Source organism: Microcystis sp. M20BS1 (assembly GCF_020245305.1).
GTDB lineage: Bacteria > Cyanobacteriota > Cyanobacteriia > Cyanobacteriales > Microcystaceae > Microcystis > Microcystis ichthyoblabe_A.
Genome location: NZ_JADBUZ010000117.1, coordinates 1 through 13,709 on the forward strand (window position 1 = coordinate 1; position 13,709 = coordinate 13,709).

Here is a 13,709-nt window from a genome sequence, read left to right on the forward strand (position 1 = left end):
AGCAATTCTTTCTGATTTTGGGATCGATCGATGCAAAAATCTCGCCATAAATAATCGATCGGCAAAAGGTACTTTTAAAAACCAATCATAACGAAACTGTACCACATACTTACCGAATTTATGAAAGGCAGCAAAAGCCGCTTTATTATACTCAAAAATGCCATTACAGGTTAAAACTGCTTTGACCACTCTTTCGGGGTACATAGTAATAAAAAAAGTCGCCACCGATGCCCCCATAGAGTGACTATTAAGATAGACTTTTTCAATTTCCAAACTATCTAAAAACAAGGCCAAATCAAGGGCATATTCTTCTAAATCGTAGGAAAGATCGGAGGATTTTTCCGGCAATTTAGACCGACCAAAACCCCGCATATCGTACAATAAACAATCAAAGCGATCGCAAATTGCCGCAGCTGTTGATCGCCAATAGCGTCCCGATCCTCCCCAACCATGAATAAACACCATCACCGGCTTTTTTTGGGCAGATTCCGACTGTCGAATCCACTCGTAATAGTGGGGAACACCGCGAACAGTGATTGTTTGATCGATTATTTGAGTTTTCATGATAGTTAACGATTAGCGATTAGGGGTCGGATGGGTAGTCTGGTAGGGGGATAAAGCTGTTTTATGAGATGATTATACGTTTCTTGTAGGTTAACCGTGAAATGCCCAGAAGTTTTTCCAGATGTTTTTGCAAAACAACAGATGCACCCCTGAAACCCTTATGCTAATCTAGCCTGAAAACCCGTTTCTTTCGTGGTGGAAGTCATGGCAAGGTCGCCTTAACCCGAACTGACGCTTTGTTAAGGAAATTGCCGAAACCGTTGCTATACTTACTTTTCATGATTGTTAAGAAAATGCGCTCAAGGCATAAGAAGGTTGTGTTGCTAATCTTTACAAAACAAAAGAGAATATTGTGCTTTAATTTAATTGTGCTGTAATTTATTAATTGTGCTGTAATTTATCAAATTTGTATGGTAGCCTTTTATGAAGACGAACTTAATCAATACCTAGAACGTGCGGAATCTGTTGTCCAAGCGGGACAGCAACTACAGGCGCTTTTCAATGAACCAGAAGAGATGCGTCAGTTTGCCATTGATAACCTAGAACGAGCGGCTCAGGACTACGGCAATGAAGGGACAACCTACCGTAATTTCATGTTCTCTGAACTAGAATCTGAAAAAGCCGATAAGGAACCAGCAGTTCAAGGAACCCTAGTCAGTGTCCTAAATGACATTCAGGTTGCCAACGTATTAATTGCATCGGGACAGGCACTTGGGGAAACAGGGGAAGTACAAGATCCAGAGATTTTGCGACAAACCCTTCGACAACTAGAGGAGACAGCCCAACACATCAAACAAACTTTAGCAAATTTTGCTGAGGATTCAAGTACAAGTGACAACAGAAATACCCGTGAAATTTTCCGAAAGGATTCAGAGGAAGCCCTAAACACTTTTGTTGATGAAGCAGCAAACGTCGCCACTTCAATTTTTGATGAGTTATCAAGAAACACAGACAGGCTCAACATAGGCGATCTGCTAACTCGACTTGCTTCTGACATACTTAACCAATTATCCGAAGTGGGACGACTTATTAAACAGGGGGTACAGTTTATAAAAGAAGCCTTCAATTCTCTGCTCCGACTGTTAGGTGAGGCGAATCTCGGAAGCTTTATCGATAATCTCAAGAACACCGCCAAAGAAATCTGGGATAAATTTAAAGAATCTGGGTCTCCTCTGGAACAAAGCATAGCTTGGGCGTTTGGTGTTGAAGATGTTCGCAGCCGCAGAGACGAAAAATTGTTACAAAACTTAAACGAACAAAGCCTAATTGACGGTAGTAATGAGTTAAAGGAACTAAAAAATAACTTTACCAAAGAGATGAAAATTGTTGGGGGCTTAGTCATAGTAACATTCTCTGTCTCTTTATTGCTACACTTTTGGCCAGATCCAACTTTACTACAAGTAATTATTGGTTTATATTGGTTGCTGCTGTTGTTCGTGATTTTTCGTGGAATAGATTACACCGACTCAAGAGGAGGAATTAGTTTAGTGAGAGGAGTTGGCATAATTGTCGATACTTTAACCTAAGTTGCAAAGAATATTTTGGCAACAAGATAAAAGCAAAACTATCCACCTTAAACAGAGAAATCATGGATGAGCGTTCAAATTTAATCGATCAAATCAAGGGACTTCAAGACGATCTAAGACGAACCCGAAGAATTCTACTTTCTAACAGTTTGATTCACAGTGAGCTTCGTCAAGCCATTGACAGCCGTTTCCACAATCTACTTAACAAATGGGAAAGAAGACTAGAAATTGCGTTAAAATTGGCTAATTCTGTTCCAGATGATGCACTAAACACTGTCTGGAAAGATTTACAGGCAGACCGAAAGGAATGTGACGCGATTTTCGAGGAATTTCTAGCTTGTTTGGGAGGAGCTTTAATACGCCAAGCTCAGTTGGATAATGGTGTCTGCACAATAGCAGATAAAATATTAGCTGATCTGAGTTCCAGAAGCGACATCCCGTGGACGCGAATGACTATTTTAGGCGAAGGTGATTTTTTCGCCGACATGACTGAAATTATCCGTTTACGTTTTCCCGAATTTACAATTTGGAACTTACCAATAGTTGGTCATGAGTTTGGACATTTCGTTGGTAGGGAGTTAAGAAAAAGAATCAAAGATAGAAAAGGGCAGAGAGATTTTATTAAAGAGATCATAGAACAGGAGGGGAAACAAAATTCAACTGAAGATGAAAAGAAAAAGGAAGAAGATTATCTCTATGAACACCTAGCTGACATATTTGCCACCTATAGTTTAGGTCCGGCTTTTGCATTCACCAGTATCCTCCTAAAATTCAACCCTAATCAAAGCCAAGACGGAGAGATCCATCCTAGTAATGTCAAGCGCGTTTATATCATTCTTAAAACCCTAGAAAAAATGAACACATTGCCCGGAGAAAACCAAGGCATTAATTACCAACATCTTATAAGGCAACTCAGAGAAAGCTGGCACGTCAGTTTGAATAAATTGGAAGAATCAACCATTACTATTTCTGGACTAAAGGCAAAAAGAGAGGAAAAAACAACTAAGTTGCTCAGTGATCGCTTAGATAAAATGTATAGTACTCTTATGCAGGAAGTCTCTAATGTTCGCTATACTAAAGAGGACTGGCTTCGCGCTTTAAGTTTGTCTAATTACCTTTGCCTCAGTGAACAAAATGAGATTAATTATTATGATTATCAATTGATTGATGTCTTAAATGCTGCTTGTATATGTCGCTGGCTCGATTCTAAACCCCAAGACGATATCAGTGAAAAGGCAATTAATTTATGTCATAAAATTATTAATGAGGGACAACTCTAAGAAGGCTATTATGAGAAATCTAATTTTGCAAATACATTTGGACACCTTAAAAAGAAATCTTGAAGGAATTCAAGGTGGATTAAAAACCTTTAAATTTTTTCAAGAACAACAACAGAATATAGAGACATTGCAAAGTTCTATAGAAGTAATCTATTTGTTGCCGAGCGAAATACTTAGGAATTGTGGTGTTATCAAAAATTTTCTTCAAGATTTTTGTCAAACAATAACCTTCCCTGATAAACTAATAGAGCCATATAATACTTCTAGAACACAGGCGAATACAGTTGAATCTAAAGTGCAAGAACTCAATACAAGTTTAATAGAAATAAAAGACCAAATAAAGAGTCTTGAAGAGCAAAGTAAAAAAACAGAAATTTGGTTAAAAAAGCTACTAGAAACAGAAGTGAGTGGGAAAATAGAGACATTACTTGAAAGGATATACACGGCTCAGGGCGAATTAGAAAGACAACAGGAGAATAACGGAGAGTCTATCAACTCGCTTTGGGATGAGGTCAGACAAATAGATGAAGACAGTCAAAAAATCTTTACCGAGTATATTGAATTTCTAAGTGGTTTAGCAATGCGAGGGGCTGGACTAGACTCAGAAATTTGTAATTTTGCTGATAATCTGATATCTCAAATAACAGAATATCCGATATTGAAAGGTCCTATTAAATATTCTTTAACAATTCCTGCCCGTCATGAAGCCCGAGAAAATTCTCCGGCTGGTCTGATTCGTGTGGGATTCCCTGAATGGACAATTTGGACATTGCCTTTGGTTATCAGCGAATATGGATATATTTTAGTGCGCAAGATTCCAGCTTTAAGACAATATATTGACGGCGCTGAACCCAAAAATCGACATCTTGTCGTTGATGCTTTTGCTACCTTTATTCTTGGACCGGCTTATGCTTGTGCTGTTATCTTACTTCGCTTAGATATTCAAGGACCTAAACAGATGCCCTCTGCACTGGAAAGATACTCAGTTATCCTGACCATGTTAAACAGGATGAATGAACACGCTCTTGGAAAAGGTCTAGACCCTTATAGCGAAATTATTAAGCAGCTAGAAAATGCTTGGCAGGAATATATTCAGCAGACTGGTTCATCTATTTCCTGTTTGTCGGATGACCAAACCATCAAAGAAAAGGTTGAACAGGTATGGAATACTTTTAAAGATGTTACCTTTGTCCTCTATCCTCATGGAGAATGGATAAACATTCGTGATGATTGGCAGAATAAAATTAAAGATCCTAATTTAAACATAGGGCAAGACCTACGCCATATTCTCAATGGAGCTTGGAATGAACGACTGAAAAATCATCAAGATATAGACATAATTGCGGAGACAGCTATTTCTTTATGGAAAGGACTGACTTCTAAAACACAAAGAGAGTCGCAAAAATCCGCAAAGCAGCATTCGTCCATGTCTTCTATAAAAAAAAATAAGTAATCACTAGGAGAACCAAAAAATGGAAACAACAGATAGCCAAAAAAAACTGGAAGAACTATCCAAGGATATTCTTTCCTATAGCTCTTTTAATAAACCTGCCCCCGCGTTCCTGACTGAAGCAGCGCAATCTTTAGGACGGGTTCTTAAGGGGAAAATACAAAATATCCTTCCCTTATACCAAAATTTAGCATTAGATCTGTTAAAAGCTCAACAATACGAAGATGCTTTGGGGATTGTCGAGACTGCCTTGAACGCTCTGAAGCATGATGTCACACCCCTAACTCATAATGCTGATTTTCTACTTCTTAAAGGAGAAATACTCCGACAATTAGGACGGAATAATGAAGCACTGTCATGCTTTGAACAAGTTATAGAGCTAAAGCCTAATAATATTGGAGCGTTGCTCAATCAAGGGATAATATTCTTGGAATCGAAAGATTATGATAAAGCTTACGACTTTTTCAAACAAGCCGAACAAAATAAACCGCAAGATACTCCAACTTTAGCCATATTAGCAGAAGGATTAAGCAGGATCGGCTCTCAATACTGCCGGTCAAGAAATTATACTGAAGCCCTAGAAGTGCTAAATAAAGCTTTGGAATTAAACCCAAACGCTGCCTTGGCTTTAGGCTGGAAAGGTATGGCATTACGAAATCTAGGATGTAACGAAGAGGCAATTAAAAGCCTACAACAAGCTATTACCCTTGATCATAGTCTAGCTTGGGCTTATGCTGAATTAGGCAAAACTTGGTCTGAAATGGGGGAATACGAAAAAGCAGTACAAAATCTACAAGAGGCTGTGAAAAGAGAGCCAACACTATATGGGGTATATAAAGATTTAGGGGATAATTTATGTCAGCTAGAACGATACCAAGAAGCGCTCGATGTTCTTGATGAAGCCCTCAAGTTTGAGCCTCAGAACGCAACAATCATGGAAAACAGAGCGATCGCTTTAGCTGAACTAGATCGCTATCCCGAAGCTTTACAGGTCCTAGATCATGCCTTAAAACTTCCCAAGCCTGACTATACTTTTCTCTTGGGACTACAAGCAGAAATTTTAGTCGATATTGCTGAGTATGAACAGACGGTTAAAGTTCTTGATAAAGCTATTCAACGCGATTCCCAATACGAGCAAATTTTTTATCTTCAAGGATTAGCTTTATCTAAACTCGGAAGAATCAAAGAAGCGCAACAAGCTTATACCTCGGCTCTCCAGATTAATTCAAGCAATCTCTGGGTACATAAGGGAATTGCTGAAACCTATTATCTCCTTGGAAATCGAAAAAAAGCAGAGGATGAATACCAGAAAATTATAGAAGAAGCAAAACAAAGGACAGATGAATTTTACTTTGATTTAGTGGGTTGGTGCGAATACAGGCAAGCTAACTATAGTGAAGCGGCTAGGTTTTTTGTTCAAGCTTTATCTTTACTGGAAACGGAAGACCCGATACAACTTTCCCTTCAGTTTGATCTATCGTTAGCATTAATGTGCAGTAAACGTTATGAGCTGGCACTGCAAGAGTATAAAAAAGGGATAGATAGAATACAAGAAAAATACGTTGAAAAAGAATACGCTCCCAAAATATGTGGACTTCTCTCTGTAGCCGTCATTGATCTTAAAGATGCTATGAAACATAGTCCTGAATTAGAAGAAGTTAAAGAAGCAAAAGAAGTTTTAGATTTACTGGGGAAAGCCTTAGCTGAAGCCGACAAGTCAAAAAAAGAAATCCTAGCGAAATTGAAACTAGACTGCCTTGCTGACTGTGAATGAGAGAAAGAGTTCAAGGTTTGCATCCCAAACCATTGCCAAGCTTGCCTGCAATAGGCAATACTTAATCTGACAAGGATTTGGTAGTCGGGATTTACTTAACACCTGTTCGGGTCAGGGCGATTTTGTTATGACTTCCGCAAAAGAATCAAGTTGACTGGCTAGGATAGCATAAGGGTTTCAGCTTATCCCAAACTCAGGTTATTTAGCCATCCTCGTCAAGAGTTTTGCCAACGTCGCGCATCTGTGTCCGATAGTCGTCCGATTCTCTTAAGGAGTAAATCTTGTTGGATTGTGTATATCCCCCGCTTAACGGCCGTCGGTACATTCAATCCCTCGTTCTCCCAATCTTCCAGCAAAAACTCGCCCTCCAGTAAATTATTGATGCGACTGGTAAGGGGAACCAGAAAAACATCCCGTGAACGGTGAGGAGAACTAACAATGATAACCGGTCTGATTTTAGCGTCCGCTAAATCTGAAAAAGGATAACGAACGAGAACGATTTCAAGCTTCGAGTAATCGTTCATAGATGTCGTCTTCCAGATTATCCCAAATCTTAGCCAGTGCAGTTTCGCTGACTTTTTGCCAGAAATCCGAGTTTGTCTCCTCCGGGATGAGGGTGACTAAAACCCTAGTACCCTCTGGAATCGGCACGGATTCGAGGAGTTCGATCCGGCCTTCTTTGACAATTGCGGGAACGGTATTGAGCATGGTTAACCTCGATTTTTCCCCTTAAGCGGATTCTTGACTGGGTAGAGAGGAAGGATGAACCAATAGATCTGCCGTGGAACGTTTTTCCACCATTTCGCGGGTGATTAAACAGCGTTTCACGTCCTTGCGCGAGGGCAATTCGTACATGACATCGAGCATTAATTCCTCGACAATACCCCGTAGGGCCCGGGCCCCAGTTTTGCGACGATAGGCCTCTTGGGCGATCGCTAGGACGGCATCAGATTTAAACTCTAACTGTACATTGTCCATCTTCAACAGTTTTTGATACTGTTTCACCAAAGCGTTGCGGGGTTGCGTCAGGATAGCGATTAAAGCTTCCTCATCCAGGGGTGAAAGCGCAGCTAGGACGGGAATCCGACCGACAAACTCCGGAATCATGCCAAATTTGACTAAATCATCGGGAGTCATTTGTTTTAATAACCCTGCCGCTACCTTATCCTTACTAGCTTGGCCATCTCCCGGTTGAATAAAGCCCATGGATTTTTTACCGAGACGCTGATCGATCACCTTATCTAAACCGACAAACGCCCCACCGCAGATAAACAGGATATTGCTGGTGTCAATCTGAATACAATCCTGATAGGGGTGTTTGCGGCCGCCTTGGGGGGGAACATTGGCGATCGTTCCCTCTAACATTTTCAGTAAAGCTTGCTGTACCCCTTCTCCGGACACATCCCGGGTAATCGAGGTATTTTCGCTCTTACGGGCAATTTTATCGATTTCATCGATGTAGATAATGCCCCGCTGCGCTTCTTCCACGTCTAAATCTGCCACTTGTAACAGACGCAAGAGAATATTTTCCACATCTTCCCCCACATAACCAGCCTCGGTTAAAGTGGTGGCATCAGCGACAGCAAAAGGTACATCGAGGATTTTAGCCAGAGTTTGAGCTAGAAGGGTTTTTCCCGATCCTGTGGGACCAATTAACAGAATATTGGATTTTTGCAGTTCGATGCTATCTTCTGGACTACCACCACCGGCTTTTTGGGTTTGGATATCTTTGAGGCGTTTGTAATGGTTATAAACGGCCACCGAAAGCACTTTTTTCGCCTCATTTTGACCAATAACGTAGTCATCGAGGTGTTTTTTAATCTCTCTTGGTTTGGGAATTTGTTCCCAAGTGGTTTTGTTTTGGCCCGATCGCCGTTTGTTGGGACGTTCCTCCACTGGGGCGACCGGACTGGGCGGTTCCATTAATTCCTCATCGAGAATTTCGTTACACAGTTCCACACACTCGTCACAGATATAGACCCCCGGCCCGGCGATTAATTTTCGCACTTGTTCCTGGGATTTGCCGCAAAATGAACACTTGAGGTGGGAGTCGTACTTAGACATAGTTTATTTACAGGGAAGTAACGGGAACGGTAGGATCGGGCAGTTCGGGACGGGAAATCACCAGATCGATTAACCCATATTCTTTGGCTTCGACGGCCGACATGAAAAAGTCCCGTTCGGTGTCGTTGGCGATGCGATCGTAGGGTTGACCGGTGTGGTGAGCCAGCATGGTATTGAGTCTCTGTTTAATATAGAGGATCTCTTTGGCCTGGATGGCGATATCACTAGCTTGACCTTGGGCGCCGCCGAGGGGTTGGTGAATCATGATCCGGCTACTGGGTAGGGACATCCGTTTACCTGCCGCGCCACCACAAAGCAGGAATGCTCCCATACTAGCGGCTAAACCGAAACAAATTGTCGCCACGTCGGGGCGAATTTGTTGCATGGTGTCGTAGATAGCTAGTCCGGCATAAACGGAACCGCCGGGGGAGTTGATATAGAGTTGGATATCTTTTTCGGGATCTTCTGCCTCCAAGTAGAGGAGTTGGGCGACGATCGAATCAGCGACCTGATCATCGACGGGAGTTCCCAAAAAGACAATTCTCTCGCGCAGGAGTCGAGAATAGATATCAAAAGCCCGTTCACCCATGCCAGACTGTTCGATTACCACGGGTAAAACGTTAGCTAGGGAGTTTCTCCCCGTGTTGGCGTAGATAGCAGGGCGACAATTACTGGTAATTGGGTAGTCAGGTGATCTCGATTCGAGCATAATTTTTTCGGTTCCGCTATCACAATCTTAGGGTTTTTGCTTGGCTGTGGAGCTTTGACTGGCAAATGTTAAGCATCTTTAGCACTTCTGTCCATCTATTATGCCCTAAGTTTTCCCCGGTTGGCAGGAATCAGTGATCAGTTATCAGTGATCAGTTATCAGTTATCAGTTATCAGTTTTAGACACAGCAAGCCTTTTAGGGATTTAAAGAACATTTAAAAGGGGGTTTTTGGGGCAATTCTGAGTGTACTATCATGCCTAAAAGCCTGAAGACTCGTAAAATGAACTTGTTAATCCCGTTGAATTTTACCCCGTATTACGTGAACTAAAATCTGAAACCCTTGCTACAGCGCAAATTTAGAATTGCTGAGTTATCAGGAAATGGGGGGATGGGGGAATTCAACCAATACCCTAAAACCCCAACACCCCAACACGACTGCTAACTCCTTACGGTTCTTCCTCGGCTGCCAACACTTCCACTTCGGTGAATGCGAAGGTTTCTTCTGTTTCCTCCTCCTCGCTTGTTTCTTCCTCTAGGGAACCTTTGGGGACGAGGGTGATAGTAGCCTTTTCTTTCAGCCATTCTAGGGTGTTTTCCGCCAGCATTTCTTCGGTGATCACCTGTTCCAGACGCTGCCTATCTATGTCGCGATCGGACAATTGGGCCATGATATTAGCGATTTTTTCCGTTACCGCTTCGGGACTGACTTCAATGCCTGCGACTTTAGCCAATTCTTGCACCACGAGAGTCTCTTTTAGACTTTCGATCGCATCAGGACGGGTGCTTTCCCGCATTTTGGGAATATTATCTTTTGTAAACAACTGGTTGACATCTAGCCCCATTTGTTGAAATTCCATGAAGCTTTGGGTCAAAATATGCGTCACTTCCTTTTCGATCAGCGTCTCCGGTAAATCTAAAGTCGCACCTTTGACCAATTCCTTGGTTAAAGCGTCATAAATGCTTTCTTTGGTTTCCTTCTCCGCTTGTTCTTGGAAGCGTTTCTCTAAACTTGCTCTTAATTCGGCGATTGTTTCCTGATCGCTGACTTCTTGGGCAAAATCGTCGTCAAGCTCTGGTAATTCCTTCGCTTTTAACTCTTTCATCGTAATGGTAAAGATTACCGCTTTTGCTGCCACATCCTCTTTGGGATAATCTTCTGGGAAAGTTAAAGTCATCTCTTTGACTTCTTCCGGTTTCATGCCGACAATTCCTTCCACCATCCCCTCGATAAAGCGTCCTGCTTCCATATCCACCTGCAGATCTTCGCCGTCAATATCTGGGATATCTTCGCCAGTTTCGGCGGATTTTCCCCGATAATCAACGATCGCCACATCTCCTAGCTGCGCCCCGCGATCTTCCACGGGAACCAATGTCGCTAACTGTTCTTGACGCTCTTTAAACCAATTTTCCACGGATTCGGGATCATAAACGGTTTTTTCGGCAGTAACGCTCAGATTTTCGTAATCTCCGAGAATAATTGTCGGGGCCACATCCACGGAAACTGAAAAAGTCAAAGCTTTACCCGGTTCATAGGCAGCGATCAAATCCTCAAACTTAGACAATAGCTGCGGAGTACCCAGGGACTCGATCCCCTCCTGTTTTAGGGCAGATTCGAGACAATTTTCGATTAATTCCTCAATTACCGCCGCTTTTACAGCTTTAGAACCCAATCTTTGCAGAAGAATCTGACGGGGAACCTTACCGGGGCGAAAACCGGGTATATTGGCCGACTTCGCTAAATTATTTACCACTTTCTCGTGGGTGTTTTTCGTGGTTTCGGCGGGAATTTCAATTTCTAAACCTATCTGACTGGCAGGAAGCTTTTCCTGAATAACTTTCATTGATTTTTCTAGCTCTTACGACAAGGAACGTTTATAATAGGGTGAGCGGTGTTTACGCCTGCGGTGGATCCGTCCCGCTCATGATATTCTAGGGGAATAGCTGCAGTTGCTCCCCAAGCTCTCACAATCTTTTTATTTTAGCGGTCAATGGGGTATATTTAATTTATTCCGTCCTTGGGGCAGTTAAGCCCAATCAGAAAATTTTGCTGATCAAAAGCCGATCAATCCAAGCTTGAGAATAACTCGGTGGACAAAAAAGATTTTTTATTTTAACGATTTCTTCGGATCATCATCATCACCCAACTCGTCAGGAGGTCACACAATTTGAGTCAAAAAGTACGGGTCGCTATTTTAGGGGCCACTGGGGCCGTGGGAACGGAATTACTAGAATTATTAGCTAGTCGTCATTTCCCTCTCGCTAGTCTAAAATTACTGGCTTCCGAGCGTTCTGCTGGAAAAACCCTCGATTTTCGGGGCGAAAGTCTCCTAATCGAAGCGGTAAACGAGCGCTCTTTTCAGGACGTGGATATAGTTCTCGCTTCTGCGGGGGGGTCCACCTCGAAAGCTTGGGCGAAAACTATTGTCGATTCCGGTGCGACGATTATCGATAACTCCAGTGCTTTTCGCATGAATCCCGAAGTGCCTTTAGTTGTCCCAGAAATCAATCCCGACAGTGTGGACAATCACCGGGGCATTATCGCTAATCCCAACTGTACGACAATTCTTTTAGGAGTGGCGATCTGGCCTCTCCACCAAGTACAGGCGATCGAGCGAGTAGTAGTTTCTACTTATCAGTCCGCTAGTGGTGCTGGAGCGCGAGCCATGGAGGAGGTAAAACAGCAAGCACAAGCAATTCTTGACAATCGGCAACCTCCCACTAATTCCTTCCCCTATCCCCTCGCTTTTAATCTTTTTCCCCACAATACCCCGATTAATGGTCAAGGGTACTGCGAGGAAGAAATGAAAATGGTCAACGAAACCCGCAAGATTTTTGCTTGTCCAGAGCTGCGGGTTAGTGCCACCTGTGTGAGGGTTCCCGTGCTGCGGGCCCATTCGGAATCGGTTAACCTAGAATTTAGTCGGCCTTTTTCTGTGGTGAAGGCCAGAGAAATTCTTGAGTCTGCTCCGGGGGTAAAATTAGTGGAAGATTGGGACGCTAATTATTTTCCCATGCCAATTGATGCCACCGGTCGCGATGAAGTATTAGTGGGACGCATTCGTCAAGATATCTCCCATCCTAACGGTCTAGAATTGTGGCTATGCGGCGATCAAATTCGCAAGGGTGCGGCTTTAAATGCTGTACAAATTGCCGAACTTTTAGTTAAGAAAAATCTCGTCGGTTCAAGATTAGCAACAGTTTGATAATTAAGCTATCAGCCATCAGCTAGATCAAGGCAATGATAACTAGAAAAATCGCTAATTAACCGGATAAGTAAAGTCTGAAAGCTGATTGCTGATCGCTCAAAAACTGATAATAAAGGCCGAACCTAAAACCTACTTTTTAGGTAGGAGGATTGCTAGATTCTTTCTGTTGCCTCTTGCCTTGAGAAGCTGATAACTGATAACTGATAACTGATAACTGAATCAATGAGTGAAACATATTTTGGACGAGTAATTACGGCGATGGTGACACCCTTCACCGTCGAGGGTCAAGTTAATTATGCCCTGGTGGAAAAATTGTCCGATTATCTAGTTACTCACGGTAGCGATGGTATAGTGGTCTGTGGGACGACGGGAGAATCACCCACCCTAAGTTGGCAGGAAGAATACGAACTATTTAGTATTGTCAAAAAAGCGGTTAATGGTCGGGGAAAAGTGATCGCGGGGACGGGTTCTAATTCCACTTCCGAAGCGATCGAAGCGACCCAACAGGCTGCTAAACTGGGTTTAGATGGTTCTTTACAAGTGGTTCCCTACTACAATAAACCACCCCAAGAGGGTTTATATGAGCATTTTCGCGCCATTGCCAAAGCTTGTCCCGATCTGCCAGTAATGCTTTATAATATCCCCGGTCGTACTGGTCAAAATATGACCCCGGAAACGATTATTAAACTGGCAGCAGTTGATAATATTGTGGCGGTAAAAGAAGCTAGTGGTAATTTAGAACAAACCTGTAAGATTTACTGTCATACTCCTGAAAATTTCGCTATTTATTCCGGCGATGATTTTCTCACCTTACCCCTAATGACCTGTGGTGCGGTGGGGGTGGTCAGTGTTGCTAGTCATCTGGTGGGAGAAGAAATTCAAGGAATGATTCAAGCTTTCTTAACTGGAGATGCGGCCAAAGCGATCGAGATTAATTTGAAATTATTTCCCCTGTTTAAAGGTTTATTCTGTGCCACTAATCCAATTCCAATTAAAGCGGCCTTAAATCTAGTCGGTTGGGAAGTGGGGGGTCTAAGACTTCCTTTATGTTCCTTAAGTCCAGAGTTAGAAGAAGGATTAGCAAAAATCATGCAAGAATTGGCTTTAATCTAGAAAAATACTAGAAATTCTTGCC

The 13,709-nt window shown here is 42.4% G+C and carries 12 protein-coding genes; 6 read left to right on the plus strand and 6 right to left on the minus strand.

The features are described 5' to 3' along the window. A partial coding sequence (locus IM507_RS12625; protein ID WP_287637110.1) for an alpha/beta fold hydrolase occupies positions 1 to 564 on the minus strand: 564 nt, incomplete at its 3' end. A gap of 410 nt (positions 565 to 974) precedes the next feature. Here IM507_RS12625 and IM507_RS12630 point away from each other — a divergent pair. From IM507_RS12630 to IM507_RS12645, 4 genes are all read left to right on the plus strand, one after another. Further along, positions 975 to 2,090 (plus strand): hypothetical protein, encoded by a 1,116-nt coding sequence (locus tag IM507_RS12630; protein WP_287637111.1) that lies wholly within the window; start codon positions 975 to 977, stop codon positions 2,088 to 2,090. Between the two features lie 62 nt (positions 2,091 to 2,152). Further along, entirely contained in the window at positions 2,153 to 3,370 is a 1,218-nt protein-coding gene (locus IM507_RS12635) for a hypothetical protein (protein ID WP_123230247.1), read from the plus strand. 10 nt (positions 3,371 to 3,380) lie between these two features. Then, positions 3,381 to 4,823, plus strand: a complete 1,443-nt coding sequence (locus IM507_RS12640; protein ID WP_148045314.1) for a hypothetical protein — start codon at positions 3,381 to 3,383, stop codon at positions 4,821 to 4,823. A 19-nt stretch (positions 4,824 to 4,842) separates the two neighbouring features. Continuing rightward, complete coding sequence (locus tag IM507_RS12645; RefSeq protein WP_123230246.1) at positions 4,843 to 6,594, plus strand: tetratricopeptide repeat protein; 1,752 nt, start codon at positions 4,843 to 4,845, stop codon at positions 6,592 to 6,594. Positions 6,595 to 6,809: 215 nt separating this feature from the next. Here IM507_RS12645 and IM507_RS12650 read toward each other — a convergent pair whose 3' ends face one another. From IM507_RS12650 to tig, 5 genes are all read right to left on the minus strand, one after another. Continuing rightward, positions 6,810 to 7,118 (minus strand): type II toxin-antitoxin system PemK/MazF family toxin, encoded by a 309-nt coding sequence (locus tag IM507_RS12650; RefSeq protein ID WP_002736988.1) that lies wholly within the window; start codon positions 7,116 to 7,118, stop codon positions 6,810 to 6,812. After that, positions 7,096 to 7,302 carry a hypothetical protein gene (locus IM507_RS12655; protein ID WP_002737934.1) on the minus strand — a complete coding sequence of 69 codons (207 nt, stop codon included), beginning with the start codon at positions 7,300 to 7,302 and terminating at the stop codon, positions 7,096 to 7,098. Before IM507_RS12655 ends, IM507_RS12650 begins: the two co-directional genes overlap by 23 nt. A 21-nt stretch (positions 7,303 to 7,323) precedes the next feature. Continuing rightward, the gene (clpX, locus tag IM507_RS12660) at positions 7,324 to 8,658 is read right to left on the minus strand and encodes an ATP-dependent protease ATP-binding subunit ClpX (RefSeq protein ID WP_002752154.1); all 1,335 of its coding nucleotides are present in this window, start codon (positions 8,656 to 8,658) and stop codon (positions 7,324 to 7,326) included. A gap of 7 nt (positions 8,659 to 8,665) precedes the next feature. Beyond that, positions 8,666 to 9,367: an ATP-dependent Clp endopeptidase proteolytic subunit ClpP gene (gene clpP, locus IM507_RS12665; RefSeq protein ID WP_002736918.1), complete on the minus strand. Its 702-nt coding sequence runs from the start codon at positions 9,365 to 9,367 to the stop codon at positions 8,666 to 8,668. Positions 9,368 to 9,814: 447 nt separating this feature from the next. After that, entirely contained in the window at positions 9,815 to 11,209 is a 1,395-nt protein-coding gene (gene tig / locus IM507_RS12670; protein WP_002736515.1) for a trigger factor, read from the minus strand. A gap of 324 nt (positions 11,210 to 11,533) precedes the next feature. Here tig and IM507_RS12675 point away from each other — a divergent pair, with 324 nt between their 5' ends. Next, entirely contained in the window at positions 11,534 to 12,571 is a 1,038-nt protein-coding gene (locus IM507_RS12675; protein ID WP_123230245.1) for an aspartate-semialdehyde dehydrogenase, read from the plus strand. 225 nt (positions 12,572 to 12,796) lie between these two features. Next, positions 12,797 to 13,687: a 4-hydroxy-tetrahydrodipicolinate synthase gene (gene dapA, locus IM507_RS12680; RefSeq protein WP_002735639.1), complete on the plus strand. Its 891-nt coding sequence runs from the start codon at positions 12,797 to 12,799 to the stop codon at positions 13,685 to 13,687. The last annotated feature ends 22 nt before the right edge of the window (positions 13,688 to 13,709 follow it).

Coding starts and splice junctions, on each gene's coding strand:
- IM507_RS12630 (WP_287637111.1), top strand. CDS start 975: ATGGTAGCCTTTTATGAAGACGAACTTAATCAATACCTAGAACGTGCG.
- clpX (WP_002752154.1), bottom strand. CDS start 8,658: ATGTCTAAGTACGACTCCCACCTCAAGTGTTCATTTTGCGGCAAATCC.
- IM507_RS12640 (WP_148045314.1), top strand. CDS start 3,381: ATGAGAAATCTAATTTTGCAAATACATTTGGACACCTTAAAAAGAAAT.
- dapA (WP_002735639.1), top strand. CDS start 12,797: ATGAGTGAAACATATTTTGGACGAGTAATTACGGCGATGGTGACACCC.
- IM507_RS12635 (WP_123230247.1), top strand. CDS start 2,153: ATGGATGAGCGTTCAAATTTAATCGATCAAATCAAGGGACTTCAAGAC.
- clpP (WP_002736918.1), bottom strand. CDS start 9,367: ATGCTCGAATCGAGATCACCTGACTACCCAATTACCAGTAATTGTCGC.
- IM507_RS12650 (WP_002736988.1), bottom strand. CDS start 7,118: ATGAACGATTACTCGAAGCTTGAAATCGTTCTCGTTCGTTATCCTTTT.
- IM507_RS12645 (WP_123230246.1), top strand. CDS start 4,843: ATGGAAACAACAGATAGCCAAAAAAAACTGGAAGAACTATCCAAGGAT.
- tig (WP_002736515.1), bottom strand. CDS start 11,209: ATGAAAGTTATTCAGGAAAAGCTTCCTGCCAGTCAGATAGGTTTAGAA.
- IM507_RS12655 (WP_002737934.1), bottom strand. CDS start 7,302: ATGCTCAATACCGTTCCCGCAATTGTCAAAGAAGGCCGGATCGAACTC.